Source organism: Rhodospirillaceae bacterium (assembly GCA_016712715.1).
Classification (GTDB): Bacteria; Pseudomonadota; Alphaproteobacteria; order Dongiales; family Dongiaceae; genus Dongia.
This window is the reverse complement of the sequence record JADJQM010000003.1, coordinates 531,356-545,983: the sequence shown is the minus strand read 5'-3', so window position 1 is coordinate 545,983 and position 14,628 is coordinate 531,356. Positions and strand designations below refer to the sequence as shown.

Here is a 14,628-nt window from a genome sequence, read left to right as displayed (position 1 = left end):
TGCAATCACGCGCGTCGATGCGCGCTTGGTGGAAACCTGTAGGCGATGAGGCCTCGCGGGCTTGCGAGCAGGGAAACGAGGTAGAGGCTGCTGGCGGCGAGGATGATGGAAGGGCCGGAAGGCAGTTCGAGGTGATAGGACAGCAGCAATCCGACCAGGCTGGAGACAGCGCCGATTGCCGCGGAGATCACGCACATGGTGGTGACGCGCGTCGCCCAGAACCGCGCGGTCGTCGCCGGCAGCATCATGAGGCCGACGGAAAGCAGCGTTCCCAGGGCCTGGAAGCCGCCGACCAGATTGAGGACGACCAGGGCCAGGAAGACGAAGTGGACGACTGGACCCAGGGTCGATACGGACCGCAGGAATAGGGGGTCGAGGCATTCCGCGACCAATGTCCGCCAGGAGGCGGCCAGGGCCACGAGCGTCGTTCCGGCGATGACCAGGATCAAAGTGAGGGCCTCGGTATTAAGCGCGAGTACCGTTCCGAAGAGGACATGCATGAGGTCGACGCTGGATCCGCGCAGCGAGACGATCATGACGCCCACTGCCAGGGACATCAGATAGAAAGCCGCCATGGAGGCGTCTTCCCGCTGGATGGTGAGGCGCGCAACCGCACCCGCGCAGGCGGCGACGAGGGCGCCGGCAATGAGGCCGCCGATGGTCATCGGCACGATCTTCAGGCCATAGAGGAGGAAACCGAGGGCGGCGCCGGGCAGGACCGCGTGCGACATCGCGTCACCGGTGAGGCTCATCCGGCGCAGCATGAGAAAGACGCCGACCGGGCAAGACGAAAGGGAAAGGAGGAGGCAGCCGAAGAGCGCCTTCCGCATGAAGGCGTAATCGGCGAAGGGGCCGACGAGCCAATCGTAGATGGTCGTCATTGTCCCACCCGCAGATGTCTTTGGTCCCGGGTGGAATCCGGTTCATGACCGCACCAGGGCGCGTCCGGCTGCCAGGCGGCGCTGAAGGCACCGGCCTTCGCGAGGTTCGGGGCGGTCAGAACCTGCTTCGTACTTCCCCAGGCGATCGGCTCGCGGGCCAGCAGCAGGGTCGCGGGGAAATGCGACCGGACCAGGTCGAGATCATGCATGACGGCGATGACGGTGCGGCCATCTGCATGCCAGCGCTTCAGGTGATGAAGGAGGTCGTGGACGGTGCTTTCATCGATGGCATTGAACGGCTCATCGAGGAGAATGAGGTCGGCATCCTGCACCATAACCCGGGCAAACAGGGCACGCTGAAGCTGTCCGCCCGAGAGCGAGTCGATCGGCCGGTCTTCAAAGCCGACGAGGCCGACATCGGTGAGGGCCCCGGCGACCGCCATCCTGTCCGCGGCGTTGTGGCGCCCCAAGGGACCGCGCCGCGACCAGAGACCCAGCGCCACGAGGCAGCCGACGGTGGTGGGGAACGTCCGGTCCAGCTCGGATTGCTGCGGCAGATAGGCAAGACCGGCCTTTGTCCGAACCGTGCATTTGCCCGTCATCGGCTTCAGGATGCCGACGATGCCCTTCAGCAGTGTCGATTTGCCCGAACCGTTCGGGCCGACTAGCGCGGTCAGCGAGCCCGCCTCGATATCACCCGTTACATGATGAATGGCAGGGCGGCGATTGTAGCCGAGGGTCAGGTTGCTCCATTGGACGGGCGGCGCTCGGTCGGCTTGTGCGATCGTCGTGAACGAAACCGCAGCCATTTAGGAAGGCCGTCCCGAAATCGAGGATGGCGTTGACGCGTCGTCCGCCAGTTGCTCGCGCGCGGTCTTGAACCAGGCAACGACCTTCTCCCGGTGAGTCCGGCCCCAGGTCTTTTCGAACTTTTCCGCAGCCGAGGAACGAGGGTTTTCCAGAGCGGCGATGCGTTCCTCGACAAAGGCCGGGGTCAGGGGGATGCCGCAGATCTGCGTGATGCAGTGCTGCCAGTCTTCAAACGTTTCCAGCTTCAGGGAAGCCGTCGAATCCGCCGCGCGGTTCATGGAAAATCCTCTTGGTTCGATGTCTAGAGTTCGACCTGGAACATAGCGATGTCGTCGCCCGGCACCGCGACCGGTTTCAGGAGCGGACTCTTGGCCAGGTCGAGACGGGCGATCTTGTCGCCGTCGGTGAAAATCTTGAGCGTGTCCCTGAGGGCGCTTTCATCGAGATCGCGGCCGATGAAGACGATGCGCGAGCGGCGGTCCTCGCTCGGCCATTTCTTCAGCATCACGGGCGGATGGAAGATGTGCTGGACGCCGTGAATGACCAGCGGACCCTTGGCGCCCTCGATGTTCAGGATGCCCTTGATCCGATAGATGTCCGGTCCCTTGAGATAGAGCAGACTGTCGAGCCAGAGCTCGAAGGCCACAAGCTTCAAGGGGGCGTCGGCGACCAGGCAGGTGGCGGAAATCGTCGCATCATGACGGTTCACGTCATGTGCGTGACCGTGATGGTGGCCGTGACCGGAGTGGTCGTGCCCGCCGTGTGATTCGTCATCATCGTGGTGGTCGTGACTATGCGCGTCCCGCTCGAACGCCTCGCTCTTCAGCCAGCGCTGAACGTCCAGTGATTTGGTCTTGGGGTTGTACAGGCCGGCGTCCAGGATCGCGGGCGGGCTCACCGCGCCGTTGGTGGTCATGATGATCGGCGCCGCCGGGTTGATCGCCCGCAGCTGCTGCTTCAGGGCCTCGATCGCCTCCTTGTCGACGAGGTCGGATTTGGTTAGCAGCAGGCGGTCGGCAACCGCCGCCTGCTTCACAGATTCTATCTGACGGTCGAAGGTCGCCATGGCCGTTGCCGCGTCGATGGTGGTGATGACGCCATCGAGACGGAAGCAGGTCGCGATCGTCGGCTCTGTCATCAGCGTGTGCAGGATCGGCGCCGGATCGGCCAAACCCGTGGTTTCAATGATGATGCGCTCGAATGGGCGGATTTCGCCCTTCACTCGGCGCCGCATCAGCGCGTGGATGGTATCGACCAGATCGCCTCGGATGGTGCAGCAGAGGCAGCCGCTCTGCAGGAGGACCATCTCCTCGCTGGTGCTTTCGACGAGCTCGTGATCCAGGCCGATCTCGCCGAATTCATTGATGATCACCACGGTGCTGGACAAATCCGGCTGCCCCAGCAGGTGGTTGAGCACGGTGGTCTTGCCGCTGCCCAGGAATCCGGTCAGCAGGGAAATCGGTGTCGCCAATCTTTCCAGATCGACGAGGTCACTCTTCAGTTTCTTGTTCACGCTAGTCTCCGCGGTCCACCGATTTTTGCTGCTGGCAACTGGCGCAGGTACCTTCCAGTTCCAGAACCCGCCGAGCGATGCGGAAGCCCAATTGATCGGCATCCTGGGCAAGGAGGTTGTCGAGGACTGGATTTTCGATTTCGACTGAGTGGCTGCATTCGCCACAGACAAAGAAGACGCATCTCCGAACCTCGCCGGGATGCGAAGATGCAACATAGGCGCTGGGGGCTTCGATCCGCGACACCAGCCCCTGGGCCTGGAGCGATTCCAGCGCCCGGTAGATCGTGGGGGGAGCCACTTTACGCCCCAATCTCCCCTCCATTCGGTCAATCAGGTGATAGGCGCCAAGCGGAATCCGGGCGTCCCTCAGAACCTCCAGAGCGGCCTCCCGCGTCCGGCTCGACAAAGCAGGCATCTCGGCCATGCTTTCCGATTTTGCCTCTGCCGAGCCGCTGGAAGGACGATCCCGCGACATAAGCGCCTCCTTGACTTGCGATGTAATGTTATAACATAACGTATCAAAGAGCAACAATGACATGCCTGTAGACAATGGACCTACCCGTTATCTCAAGTGGCCGCCCGCCTGACCGCCTGAAAGAGGTCGCTGGGCGGCCCCGCCCGACCCGTCAAGCTGCCGAGGCAGCCGTCCGCACACTGATTGCGTGGGCCGGGGACGATCCCGACAGAGAAGGGTTGCGCGGCACACCGGCCCGGGTCGCGCGCGCCTATGAGGAGTTTTTCGCGGGCTATGACAGCGATCCGCAGGACTCTCTCGCGACGACCTTTGCCGAGACGTCGGATTACGACGAAATGGTCCTGCTGCGGGACATTCGGGTCGAATCCCATTGCGAACACCATATGGTGCCCATCATCGGCAAGGCCCATGTGGCCTATCTGCCCAAAGGGCGCGTCATCGGCATCAGCAAGCTTGCGCGGCTGGTGGAGGTGTTCGCGAAGCGGCTTCAGATCCAGGAAGCCCTGACGGCGCAAATCGCCGACACCCTGTTCAAGGCGCTGCAACCGCACGGCGTCGCGGTCGTCATCGAGGCCGCGCATCAATGCATGACGACCAGAGGCATCCGGAAGCCCGGTGTCTCAATGGTGACCAGCCGGATGCTCGGCACGTTCCGGACCGACGCTGCCACGCGCCAGGAATTCCTCATGCTGACCGGGTATGGCATGGGGGCGAAACATGGCTGACAACAGCCGCTGGTCACCCTGGCTCGCCATCCGCGCCACCGTGGCGCAGGTCGAGGAAGGTGGCGTCCTAGCGCCCAAATTCGACCAGCGAGGCCTGCTCCCCGCCGTCGTGACGGACGCCACGTCAGGCGAAGTCCTGATGCTCGGCTACATGAACGCCGAGGCCCTCATCCGCAGCATCGATACGGGCGAGGCCCATTACTGGAGCCGCACGCGGCAGCGCATCTGGCACAAGGGCGCCAGCAGCGGCCAGGTTCACAAGATCGTCGAGATGAGAATCGATGACGACCAAGACAGCGTCTGGCCTCGCGTGGCGGTGGGCGGCATCGGCGGCAGCTGCCATGTCGGCTACCGATCCTGTTTCTACCGGTCCGTCGATCTCGGCCTTCCCGCCGACCGGCCGGTCTCGTTGCGTTTCCAGGAGCAGCAGAAGCTCTTCGACCCCTCTGATGTCTATGGGGATGCCGACAATCCCACCATTCTATGACAGGCCAAAACATGAAACATATTCGTGGGCCATTTGGCCGAGAACAAAGACCTGGTTCGAAATCAACGACAAAGGCGGGGCGCAAGAAAACATCATTGCCGGAAAGCACTGTGCCTGGCACCGAGGTGCCCGCTCAGTTCATTCCGGCGCGGAACATCCTCGCCGATGCCATCGCGCGGGCCGAAAAGTCCGCACTCCCCGCCTCGGCCATCACCTCGGCATTGCTCGTGGAAATCCTGCCCCGGCTGGTCGCCGAATTCGGTCACCAGAAGTGCGCCTTCCTCTTGAACAAGCTCGCAGACGAGGTTCTGGCCGACGCCACCGGACCTGGCAACGCCCATTGACATAAGGCAATCTCATGAAACGACCGATTGTAGACGAACGACTTCCCGTCACCGTCCTCTCCGGTTTCCTTGGTGCCGGAAAGACGACCTTGCTCAACCACGTGCTCAACAACCGCGATGGCAAGCGTGTCGCCGTCATCGTCAATGACATGAGCGAGGTGAACATCGACGCCGATCTCGTCCGCGGCGGCAGCGATCTTTCCCGCACCGACGAAAAACTCGTCGAAATGAGCAATGGCTGCATCTGCTGCACCTTGCGGGACGATCTTCTCCAGGAGGTCCGACGGCTGGCCGGCGAAGGCCGCTTCGACTATCTGCTGATCGAATCCACCGGCATCTCGGAACCGCTGCCGGTTGCTGCGACCTTCGACTTCCGCGACGAAGCTGGCGTCAGCCTCAGCGACGTCGCTCGTCTCGACACGATGGTGACCGTGGTCGATGCCGTCAACCTGCTGAAGGATTACGCATCCAGTGATTTCCTGGCGGATCGCGGCGAATCCCTGGGCCCGGACGACAATCGGCCCTTGGTCAATCTGCTCGTCGACCAGATCGAGTTCGCGGATGTCGTCATTCTGAACAAGGTGGAGTCGGCGACACCCGACCAGCTTGCCACGGCACGGAAGATCATCCGCGCCCTCAACCCGGACGCGGATCTCGTGGAAACCAATATGAGCCGGGCGCCGCTCGACCGGATCCTGCATACCTGCCGCTTCAACTATGAGAAAGCCCAGGAGCATCCGCTCTGGTTCAAGGAATTGCACGGTTTCGCCGATCACAAGCCTGAATCCGAGGAATACGGCATCCGCAGCTTTGTCTATCGCGCGCGCCGGCCATTCCATCCGGAGCGCCTGCACGCATTCATCAATCGCCCCTGGCCGGGTGTCGTCCGCGCCAAGGGACATTTCTGGCTGGCAACACGGCCGCGCTGGGTCGGCGAGCTCAGCCAGGCCGGCGCCCTTGTCCAGACATCGGCCATGGGTTTCTGGTGGGTGAATGTACCAGCCGAGCGATGGCCGACGGAGCCGACCTGGCGGCAGGCCATCGAGAAGAACTGGGACAAGGCCTATGGCGATCGGCGCCAGGAGATCGTCTTCATCGGCACCGATATGGACGAGGCTTCGATCCGTCGGCAACTGGATGAATGCCTCGTGGATGAGGGCGGGATGAAGCCGGACGCCTGGCGCGAGCTGTCCGATCCGTTCCCCGTCTGGTCGGTAGCCTGAGCGCGGCGCGGTCATGCAAGTCCAAGATACTGCAATTCGTCGCCTAAGCCAGAACGATGGCTGGCTCACGACCAACGACCAGTTCAAGGGCGCAAAAACCTGGGAACGGGCGCGCCGCGTGTTGCTGCACCCGGCTTTCTACAGGGGCTTCCAGGATGCCGTTGCCGGGAATGCCTGCAACTACCGAGAGTTTGATGGCTGGAACGAACTGGACCAGCATCGATATGAAAACGGGCGCGAGGTTGCAGCAGAGTGCCGGCTTGCAGGATGCCCCCTGCATTGGCCGAACAGACAAAGCATCCCCAGCCATCTTCGTCGTCATATCATTCAGCGGATTCGAGATCGGAAGCGTGGCGCGAGCTCGCTTTACCTGACGTGAAGTTCAGAAAGATACCTGCCGGTCATTCCATGGGTGATGGGGAAATGTCTCGTAAATTTACTATACAGATTGCAAGTCTGGATGATGCCCCAGCCATACATCACGTGCATGAGAGTTCAATTCTTGAACTGGGCAGTCGATCCTACACGCTCGAAGAGGCCAGGAGTTGGGCGGCCGGACTCTCGCCCGACTTCTACATTCGCTGCATCAAAGAAGAGGGCGAGACATTCCTGGTTGCAGCGGGCGAATACGGAATTGTCTGTGCATTCGCCTCCTATCACGGTGACGAACTGACTGGACTTTATGTCTCGCCCAATTCTGAAGGTCGGGGTCTGGGAAGCGCGCTTTTGCAGCGCGCTGAACAAGAGATGCAATCGCGGGGTGCCGAAAGAGTGCAGATCAAAGCGAGTCGATCGGGTCGCAAGTTTTACGAATCCAAAGGCTATGAACGGGTTGGCACTCACCAGTGGAAGACACGAGGTGGACTGGAAATTGAGATGATCGACATGACAAAGGCGCTGCGGAAAGAAATTCATCAATAAGTTTCTCGGCTCATCCGCCCGAATATCTGAATAGGAACTGACTTTCTATAACAGTCTGAAATGAACAGGAAACCTGATATGAATCTGAAATTTGCGGCTTCGCTTTCCGTCCTTCTGTCCCTGTCGACACCGGTTTGGGCCGCCGGCGATGGCTCGCTGGATGTCGTCGCGGCATTCGAGGTCGTGTCGGCCGACCCGACCACCAGCGGTACGATCTTCACCAACATGGGCATTGTCGAGACCCTGGTGAACGCCGACAGCGAAGGCAGGCTCTATCCCGGTCTCGCAACCGAATGGAAGGTCAGTGACGACAAACTGGAATGGTCGTTCTCCATCCGACCGGACGTCCAGTTCCACGACGGTACGCCGCTGACCGCGGCGGCGGCGGCGAATGCGCTCAACATCGCCAAAGCCAAGCCCGGGCTACTGGAGAAGGCGCTGATCGCCGATATCACCGCACGCGACGGCAGTCTGATCGTCACGTTGAAGGAGCCGCTGGCCGCCTTGCCGGCATATCTCGCCGAGTACCGCTCGCAGATCCTGGCACCTGCCGCCTATGGGCCGGATGGTCAGGCGGTCAATGCCATCGGCACGGGACCCTATCGCGTCGTCACGATGACGCCGCCGCAATCGGTGACGGCTGAAGCCTTCCCGGCCTATTGGGGAGAGAAGCCCCAGATCGAGAAGGCGAGCTATACCGCCGTCGGGCGCGCTGAGACCCGTGCCCTCATGGCAGAATCGGGTGACGCGGAATTCGTCTATGGCCTGGATCCGGCGAGCTATACCCGCCTTTCCCAATCCGACAAGGTCAACGTTCTGAAGGCGGATGTCCCGCGGTCTCTCATGCTAAAGGTCAACGCCGCGCATCCCAAGCTGAACACGGTCGAGGCCCGCCAGGCCCTGAGCCTTGCCATCGATCGGCCCGGCCTGGCGATGGCCATCCTGCGCTATCCCGCCGCCGCGACGCAGCTGTTCCCGCCGTCGGTCGGCGGCTGGCATGTGACGGCGCTGGAGCCGCTTGCCTATGACACGGCCAAGGCCGCCGAGATGCTGGCAGCGCAAGGCTGGAAGGCCGGGCCGGACGGTATCCTTGAGCGGGATGGCGAACGCTTCTCGCTGGTCCTCACCACCTATCCGGACCGGCCAGAATTGCCGCTCGTCGCTGCCGTGCTGGAGCAGCAGTTTCGGCAGATCGGCATCGAGGTGAAGATCGACAGCACCAATTCGTCCGAGATTCCGGCCCGTCATGCCGCCGGGACCCTTGAACTGGGGCTGGTGGCGCGCAACTTCGCACTGGTTCCGGATCCGATCGGTACGGTACTCCAGGATTACGCGCCGAACGGGGATTGGGGCGCCATGGGCTGGAACAACACCGAAATCGTCGACCTGGCCAAGGGCCTTGCCCGCGGCGATGGCGGCGACGAGTCCCGCGCCAAGATCGCCGGCATCCTCCAGGCCGAATTGCCGGTCATTGCCATCGCCTGGTACCAGCAGACCCTTGCCGTCTCGAACACCATCAAGGGTGCCCGCATCGATCCCTGGGAGCGGAGTTTCGGTCTCTCGGATATTACCTGGGCGGATTGACCACAATGCCGCTGCTGTCACGTTTGTTCCAGGCGCTCATGGTAGCCCTCATCGTCGGCATTGCGACGTTCGCCATGATGCGGGCACTGCCGGGAGATGCCGCCTGGCGGATCGCCGCCGGTCGCTATGGCTATGACAACGTGAACGCAGCGGCGGCCGATGCCGTGCGGGAGGAGCTGGGCCTGAATGGTTCGGCCCTCCCGGCGCTTGCGAGATGGATGGGCGACCTCGCGCGCCTGGATTTCGGCGTCTCGCTGGTATCCGGCAGTCCCGTCATGGAAGAAATCATTCACCAACTCGGCGCATCGCTGCAGCTGGCGATCGCCGCTGTCCTGCTCTCCATTTTCATCGGGCCGCCGATCGGGATTCTGGCTGGCCTCCGTCCTGGCGGGATCACGGATAGAGCTCTCCTTACGGTCTCGACCGCCTTCAAGGCGACCCCGCAATTCCTGATGGCGCTGGTCCTCATCGTGATCCTGGCCGTCGAACTGGGCTGGCTGCCGGCCGCCGGCTATGGCGAGGCCCGCCACTTCCTTCTTCCGGCGTTGGCTCTTGCCCTCGGCCTTGCGGCCGTCTCCGCGCGCGTTGCCCGCGATGCGACGGAACAGGTCGCGAGATCCAGTTACTGGCACTTTGCCGAATGGAAAGGGCTGTCGCGGTCACAGGTTCTGTGGCGGCATGGCCTAAGGAATGTGTCGGTACCGCTTCTGACCTATCTTGGCCTGCAATTCGTGACACTCGTCGAAGGTGTCGTGGTCGTGGAAAGCATCGTCGGTTGGCCGGGCATCGGTCATGCCTTGGTGCATGCCGTGTTTTCCCGCGACGTGCCGATGGTGCAGGGGACGGCGCTGGTTCTGGGGCTGGGCTTTGTCCTGGTCAACACAATCATCGATTTGGCCTTGCGCCGGATCGACCCCCGGGGTGCCGCATGATTTTAAAGTCAAGATTTGCCGCACCCGGATATGTGGGCGCGGTGCTGCTGGCGGCCGTGGTCGGGTTCGCGCTGATTGCGCCCAGCATCGTGCCGGGCGATCCATTGTCGCAATCCCTCGTCAAATCCCTGGCCGGGCCGGATGCCGCCGGACCGTTTGGATACGATCATCTTGGCAGATCCCTGTATCACCGCCTGGCGCATGCGCTTCGCCTGTCCCCGCTGATCGCCGTCGCGGCGGTGCTGACGGCTGGTGCGGCTGGCCTGGCCTTGGGTGCCGTGGCGGCCGCGCGCGGTGGCTGGATCGACCGGGTCCTTGCCCTTGTAGCCGATTCCCTGCTGGCCCTGCCGGGCCTGCTCATGATCCTCATCGTCCTTGCCATCGTGCCGGGAACGGCGCTCGGCTTCTGGGCTGGATTGTCGCTGGTTCTCTGGGTCGAGTTCTTCCGGCTGACGCGCGCGACGGCAAGGTCGGTGCTGGCCTCGCCCGCGGTGCAGGCAACGCGCCTGCTCGGTTTCGGACCGGGCTATGTGTTCCGCCATCACCTCTGGCCGGAAATCGCGCCGGTCATGCTCACCGTCGGTGCCTTCGGGATGGCCACGGCGATCATGGCGATTGCGGCCCTTGGCTTTGTCAATGTCGGCATGCGCGCGCCGATACCGGAACTGGGCCTCATGATGGTCGAATTGCTGCCGTACTGGCGCGAGGCGCCGATGGCCCTGCTGACACCCGTGCTCGCCATCTTCACTTTGCTTTTGAGCCTCATCCTGATCGTGGGCAATCGCTCATGACCTTGCTGCATGTGGACGCGATCTCGGTATCGACATCCGGAAACGACACCATCCTGCACCCCGTTTCTCTCACTCTTGAGCCTGGCGAGCCACTCGTGGTGCTGGGAGAAACCGGGTCGGGCAAGAGCCTCCTCGTGCAGGCCATCATGGGAACGCTGCCGGACGATCTCTGGGCGGAGGGGACCGTGTCGATCGACGGCCGGCAGCTTGATGCCGCGAAACCCGCCGGGTTCCGCGCCCTCTGGGGCCGACGCGTATCCGTTCTTCCCCAGGAGCCCTGGCTTTCCCTTGACCCGCTGATGCGCGCGCAGAAACAGGTGGCGGAAGTCCATCAACTGGTGGGCGGTTTCCCCGGCCCGGCGGCAGCGGATCGCGCAGAATCCGATCTTACTTCCCTGGATCTCGCCGGGGCGGGCGGCAAATATCCGCATCAGCTTTCCGGCGGCATGGCGCAGCGCGTCGCTTTTGCTGCCGCGCGGGCGGGCGGGGCGAACATCGTCATCGCCGACGAGCCGACCAAGGGCCTGGATGCCGCGCGCCGCGACGAGGTGGCGCGCCTGCTGTTGAGTGGCATGGGGGCGACGGGTGGCCTTCTGGTGATTACCCATGATTTGGCGCTGGCACAAATGATCGGCGGCCGGGCCATGGTGATCCGCGATGGCCGGGTGGTGGAAGCCAATGCCACCGCCGATCTGTTTGACAACCCCCAGACGGAATATACGCGACACCTGGTCCAGTCCGATCCGGTGCATTGGCCGAAACGATCCACCAGATCGGGGCAGCCTGTGGCAACGGCGACCGGCCTCGGCTTCGCCCGTGGCGGCCGGAATCTGGCACGGGATCTCGCCTTCGAGATCAAGGCGGGGGAGATCCTCGGCATATCGGGGCCGTCCGGCTGCGGCAAGTCGACTTTGGGTGACGTCATACTCGGGCTGCACGCTCCTGACGCCGGGCGCATGACGTATCAAGCCGAAATTCAGGGCATTGCGCGCCAGAAGCTGTACCAGGATCCGGTCGCGGCGTTTCCGCCGAGGCGATTTCTGAAGCAGACCATCAACGATGTGGCCAAGCGCTTTGGCAGCAGCGATGCCGACATAGCCAGCCTCATGGATCGCCTCGGCCTGTTCCCGATCCTGCTGGATCGTTTTCCCGATCAGGTATCCGGGGGTGAGCTGCAAAGATTGTCGCTGCTCCGGGTGATGCTGACCCATCCGAAACTGATCTTCGCCGACGAGCCGACATCCCGGCTCGACCCGATCACGCAGAAGACGGTCATGGACGTATTGGGCGACCTTGCCGACGGTGGCTGCGCCATCATTCTGGTCAGTCATGATTTGGCGTTGCTCGGGAAAATGGCCGACGCGACTCTGGCTCTTTCCGAAACCAAGTAAACCAGCTTACCTGCGGCAATCCGCGCCCGAAGGAGGGGGATAGAACCGTCTTTTTACCGCTTCAGACACCCGGGAATTCAGTCTAGCATCTTTCGAGTTCCGTCGTGGGCGGAACCCGCACTGGATTCTCTGCTACAAAATGAAGCCGTACCAACGCTTTTCGTCCCTGCAAGCCTTCATCCTGCGCTCGGTTCTGCTGGGGCTGTTGATATGCCTGGTAAACGCGTCCTTCACGCCCGCCATGGCGCACCCGCATGCCTGGATCGATGTGCGCAGCACGGTGGTGCTGGACGAGACCGGCAAGATGACCGCCATCGATGAGGAATGGTTGTTCGATGAATATTATACACTCTTCGTCCTCGACGATTGGCAGAAGCAAGGCAAGGATTTGGAGGCGCAGTTGAAGGAACTTGCCAACGAGAACCTGCACAACCTCAAAGACTACAACTACTTCACCGAGGTGCGGGCGGCGGAGAAGCGTCTCGATCTCGGGACGGTGACGTCTTTCAAGACCGAAATGCGCCAGGGGCGCCTGTGGCTGCAATTCATCCTGCCGCTGGCACAGCCGGTCGACCTCAAAACGAACGAGGTGTCCTATTCGATCTTCGATCCCACCTATTATATCGAGATGCTGCATCTGGAAGGTGATTTGATCGCGTTCCGGGGCAAGGGTGCCGAGAAATGCCTCGGTGAAATCAAGTCGCCAAGCCCGACGGCCGAGGATTCCCTGCTGGCGGCGGCACTGGACCGAAATGCGCCGCCCGACGTGTCGCTCGGTGCCATCTTCGCCGAACGGGTGATCGTCACATGCCAGTGAGGCTTCGTGTGTTCCTTGGCGCGCTGTTCGTCGGCGTGCTGGTGGCGACCGTGGTGATCCACCTCAATGCATCTCACGCCGGCGCCGGCGGCGATCTCTGGGCGCGGCTGCTGATCAGGGTGGCCGAGATCCAGCGTGCGCTGCATCAACAGCTGACCGCCGCCATGCATGCCGTTGCCGAACGGCAGGGGGCCGCCACCTGGAGTCTCATTACTCTCAGTTTTCTCTATGGCATCTTCCACGCCGCTGGGCCCGGTCATGGCAAGATCGTGATTTCGACCTATCTGCTCACCCAGGAAAGCGAGTTCCGGCGCGGTGTCCTGTTGTCTATGGTTGCCTCCTTGGTGCAGGGCCTGACGGCGATCGTCCTCGTCTATGCTACCGTCAGTCTCCTCGACTTCAGTCTTCGGCGGGCGGAGACGACGGCCATCACCTTCGAGGCCATCAGTTACGGACTGATCTCGATCGTCGGCTTGATGCTGGTGGTTTCAAGGTTGCGCCGGATCTTCCGCCGCAAAGGCGGCGGCCATGCCCACCACGGGCATCATCATCACCATCAGGATCATGGACATGGTCACAGCCATCCTGATCACGACGATTGCGCGCATTGCGGCCATTCCCACGGCCCGACCAGAAGCGATCTCGCCCAACCGCTGTCGCTGCGAACCTTTTTCGCCCTGGTCCTCTCCGTCGGCATTCGCCCCTGCAGCGGCGCGATCCTGGTCCTGCTGGCGGCCCATGCCATGAACCTTCCCCTCGCCGGCATCTGGGCGGTCCTCGCCATGTCCTTGGGGACAGGGCTCACCGTCTTCGCTCTTGCCGCCCTGTCGGTCTATGCCCGGCAGATGATCCTGGGGGTGATGGGCAATCTTCCGGTGCAATCCACCGGGATCGCCAACATTCTCGACGCCATCGCGGTCTTCGGTGGCGTAGTGATCCTGGCGGCGGGCCTGGCCCTGCTGCAATCGGCACTCATGCTGCAGCAGCACCCGCTGCTTTAGCGGGCAGTTTCCCGTGGTTCGTCAGTTGCTCCTAGCCCGCGGCCGCGCGCCGCGCCGTGTTGAGCTCGGTACGAGCCTGGCGCAGGATCTGCCAGCCGCCGCTCATGCTGAGGCTGGCCATGATTGCCGCCACGATCAGGTCCGGCCAGCTGGTGCCGGTGCCGAATACGCCAGCAGCAGCGCCCATGACGGCGATATTGCCGATCACGTCATTGCGGGAGCAGATCCAGACCGAGCGCATGTTGGAATCGCCGGTCCGGAACTGATAGAGCATCAATGCGATGGCAGCGTTTGCCACCAACGCCACAAACCCCACGACGCCCATGATCTGGGCCTCGGGCAGGGTGCCAAAATAGGCATGCCAACCCGTTGACGCGATGACCCACAAGCCGAGCATCAACAGGCCCCAGCCCTTGACTAGTGCCGCGCCGGCTCGCCATGCAAGGCCCAGCCCCGCCACGCCAAGGCTGAGCGCGTAGGTGGCGGCGTCGCCCAGGAAGTCGAGCGCGTCCGCCTGGAGCGACGCCGAGCCCGAGGCCAGGCCGGCGACCATCTCGGCCGCGAACATTCCGCCATTCACCAAGAGCGCGATCCAGAGGGCGCGTCGCCAGACGGTGCTGTTCAATGCCTTAGCGGCTTGTTCGGAGCAATGATCCTTCGCGCAGCAACCCGCCATGATTATCCTCGGTTCTACTGGTCAATTCCGGGCACAGGCCCTATATATGGACCCTGT

18 protein-coding genes are annotated in these 14,628 nt (G+C 62.5%); 12 read left to right on the top strand and 6 right to left on the bottom strand.

Features of this window, described 5'->3' with window-relative positions; all coding sequences use genetic code 11:
• Positions 1-5: 5 nt before the first annotated feature.
• The 5 genes from IPK59_20325 to IPK59_20305 are packed head-to-tail and all read right to left on the bottom strand — an operon-like array spanning position 6 to position 3,754.
• Positions 6-881, bottom strand: a complete 876-nt coding sequence (locus IPK59_20325; protein ID MBK8161004.1) for a metal ABC transporter permease — start codon at positions 879-881, stop codon at positions 6-8.
• A complete protein-coding gene (locus tag IPK59_20320; protein ID MBK8161003.1) occupies positions 878-1,690 on the bottom strand; it encodes a metal ABC transporter ATP-binding protein in 813 nt (270 codons plus the stop codon). The genes IPK59_20325 and IPK59_20320 overlap by 4 nt, the downstream gene beginning before the upstream one ends.
• Positions 1,691-1,969 (bottom strand): hypothetical protein, encoded by a 279-nt coding sequence (locus IPK59_20315; GenBank protein ID MBK8161002.1) that lies wholly within the window; start codon positions 1,967-1,969, stop codon positions 1,691-1,693.
• Positions 1,970-1,992: 23 nt separating this feature from the next.
• Positions 1,993-3,306 carry a GTP-binding protein gene (locus tag IPK59_20310; protein MBK8161001.1) on the bottom strand — a complete coding sequence of 438 codons (1,314 nt, stop codon included), beginning with the start codon at positions 3,304-3,306 and terminating at the stop codon, positions 1,993-1,995.
• Positions 3,206-3,754 carry a transcriptional repressor gene (locus IPK59_20305; protein ID MBK8161000.1) on the bottom strand — a complete coding sequence of 183 codons (549 nt, stop codon included), beginning with the start codon at positions 3,752-3,754 and terminating at the stop codon, positions 3,206-3,208. The genes IPK59_20310 and IPK59_20305 overlap by 101 nt, the downstream gene beginning before the upstream one ends.
• Here IPK59_20305 and folE point away from each other — a divergent pair.
• The 12 genes from folE to IPK59_20245 all read left to right on the top strand — a co-directional run bounded on the left by folE (position 3,754) and on the right by IPK59_20245 (position 13,895).
• A complete protein-coding gene (gene folE, locus IPK59_20300) occupies positions 3,754-4,404 on the top strand; it encodes a GTP cyclohydrolase I FolE (GenBank protein ID MBK8160999.1) in 651 nt (216 codons plus the stop codon). The two genes, IPK59_20305 and folE, sit on opposite strands and share 1 nt — an antisense overlap.
• Positions 4,397-4,891, top strand: a complete 495-nt coding sequence (gene hisI, locus IPK59_20295) for a phosphoribosyl-AMP cyclohydrolase (protein ID MBK8160998.1) — start codon at positions 4,397-4,399, stop codon at positions 4,889-4,891. Before folE ends, hisI begins: the two co-directional genes overlap by 8 nt.
• Before the next feature lie 110 nt (positions 4,892-5,001).
• Complete coding sequence (locus IPK59_20290) at positions 5,002-5,235, top strand: hypothetical protein (protein ID MBK8160997.1); 234 nt, start codon at positions 5,002-5,004, stop codon at positions 5,233-5,235.
• Positions 5,236-5,249: 14 nt separating this feature from the next.
• Positions 5,250-6,458: a GTP-binding protein gene (locus IPK59_20285; GenBank protein MBK8160996.1), complete on the top strand. Its 1,209-nt coding sequence runs from the start codon at positions 5,250-5,252 to the stop codon at positions 6,456-6,458.
• A 13-nt stretch (positions 6,459-6,471) separates the two neighbouring features.
• Complete coding sequence (locus IPK59_20280; GenBank protein MBK8160995.1) at positions 6,472-6,837, top strand: hypothetical protein; 366 nt, start codon at positions 6,472-6,474, stop codon at positions 6,835-6,837.
• A gap of 29 nt (positions 6,838-6,866) precedes the next feature.
• A complete protein-coding gene (locus IPK59_20275; GenBank protein ID MBK8160994.1) occupies positions 6,867-7,379 on the top strand; it encodes a GNAT family N-acetyltransferase in 513 nt (170 codons plus the stop codon).
• A 78-nt stretch (positions 7,380-7,457) separates the two neighbouring features.
• Complete coding sequence (locus tag IPK59_20270) at positions 7,458-8,963, top strand: ABC transporter substrate-binding protein (GenBank protein ID MBK8160993.1); 1,506 nt, start codon at positions 7,458-7,460, stop codon at positions 8,961-8,963.
• A 5-nt stretch (positions 8,964-8,968) separates the two neighbouring features.
• Entirely contained in the window at positions 8,969-9,895 is a 927-nt protein-coding gene (locus IPK59_20265; protein ID MBK8160992.1) for an ABC transporter permease, read from the top strand.
• Positions 9,892-10,686, top strand: a complete 795-nt coding sequence (locus IPK59_20260) for an ABC transporter permease (protein ID MBK8160991.1) — start codon at positions 9,892-9,894, stop codon at positions 10,684-10,686. Before IPK59_20265 ends, IPK59_20260 begins: the two co-directional genes overlap by 4 nt.
• A complete protein-coding gene (locus IPK59_20255; GenBank protein ID MBK8160990.1) occupies positions 10,683-12,077 on the top strand; it encodes an ABC transporter ATP-binding protein in 1,395 nt (464 codons plus the stop codon). The genes IPK59_20260 and IPK59_20255 overlap by 4 nt, the downstream gene beginning before the upstream one ends.
• Positions 12,078-12,216: 139 nt before the next feature.
• A complete protein-coding gene (locus IPK59_20250) occupies positions 12,217-12,894 on the top strand; it encodes a DUF1007 family protein (protein ID MBK8160989.1) in 678 nt (225 codons plus the stop codon).
• On the top strand, positions 12,885-13,895 hold the full coding sequence (locus tag IPK59_20245; GenBank protein ID MBK8160988.1) for a nickel/cobalt transporter: 1,011 nt from the start codon (positions 12,885-12,887) through the stop codon (positions 13,893-13,895). Before IPK59_20250 ends, IPK59_20245 begins: the two co-directional genes overlap by 10 nt.
• A 31-nt stretch (positions 13,896-13,926) precedes the next feature.
• Here IPK59_20245 and IPK59_20240 read toward each other — a convergent pair whose 3' ends face one another.
• Positions 13,927-14,571, bottom strand: a complete 645-nt coding sequence (locus IPK59_20240; protein ID MBK8160987.1) for a cation transporter — start codon at positions 14,569-14,571, stop codon at positions 13,927-13,929.
• Positions 14,572-14,628: the final 57 nt, after the last annotated feature.

Excerpts from the sequence above, each read along its gene's own strand:
- folE (MBK8160999.1), top strand. The coding sequence starts at position 3,754 with ATGGACCTACCCGTTATCTCAAGTGGCCGCCCGCCTGACCGCCTGAAA.
- IPK59_20250 (MBK8160989.1), top strand. The coding sequence starts at position 12,217 with ATGAAGCCGTACCAACGCTTTTCGTCCCTGCAAGCCTTCATCCTGCGC.
- IPK59_20240 (MBK8160987.1), bottom strand. The coding sequence starts at position 14,571 with ATGGCGGGTTGCTGCGCGAAGGATCATTGCTCCGAACAAGCCGCTAAG.
- hisI (MBK8160998.1), top strand. The coding sequence starts at position 4,397 with ATGGCTGACAACAGCCGCTGGTCACCCTGGCTCGCCATCCGCGCCACC.
- IPK59_20270 (MBK8160993.1), top strand. The coding sequence starts at position 7,458 with ATGAATCTGAAATTTGCGGCTTCGCTTTCCGTCCTTCTGTCCCTGTCG.
- IPK59_20285 (MBK8160996.1), top strand. The coding sequence starts at position 5,250 with ATGAAACGACCGATTGTAGACGAACGACTTCCCGTCACCGTCCTCTCC.
- IPK59_20255 (MBK8160990.1), top strand. The coding sequence starts at position 10,683 with ATGACCTTGCTGCATGTGGACGCGATCTCGGTATCGACATCCGGAAAC.
- IPK59_20320 (MBK8161003.1), bottom strand. The coding sequence starts at position 1,690 with ATGGCTGCGGTTTCGTTCACGACGATCGCACAAGCCGACCGAGCGCCG.
- IPK59_20265 (MBK8160992.1), top strand. The coding sequence starts at position 8,969 with ATGCCGCTGCTGTCACGTTTGTTCCAGGCGCTCATGGTAGCCCTCATC.
- IPK59_20260 (MBK8160991.1), top strand. The coding sequence starts at position 9,892 with ATGATTTTAAAGTCAAGATTTGCCGCACCCGGATATGTGGGCGCGGTG.
- IPK59_20315 (MBK8161002.1), bottom strand. The coding sequence starts at position 1,969 with ATGAACCGCGCGGCGGATTCGACGGCTTCCCTGAAGCTGGAAACGTTT.
- IPK59_20275 (MBK8160994.1), top strand. The coding sequence starts at position 6,867 with ATGGGTGATGGGGAAATGTCTCGTAAATTTACTATACAGATTGCAAGT.
- IPK59_20310 (MBK8161001.1), bottom strand. The coding sequence starts at position 3,306 with ATGCCGATCAATTGGGCTTCCGCATCGCTCGGCGGGTTCTGGAACTGG.
- IPK59_20245 (MBK8160988.1), top strand. The coding sequence starts at position 12,885 with ATGCCAGTGAGGCTTCGTGTGTTCCTTGGCGCGCTGTTCGTCGGCGTG.
- IPK59_20325 (MBK8161004.1), bottom strand. The coding sequence starts at position 881 with ATGACGACCATCTACGATTGGCTCGTCGGCCCCTTCGCCGATTACGCC.
- IPK59_20280 (MBK8160995.1), top strand. The coding sequence starts at position 6,472 with ATGCAAGTCCAAGATACTGCAATTCGTCGCCTAAGCCAGAACGATGGC.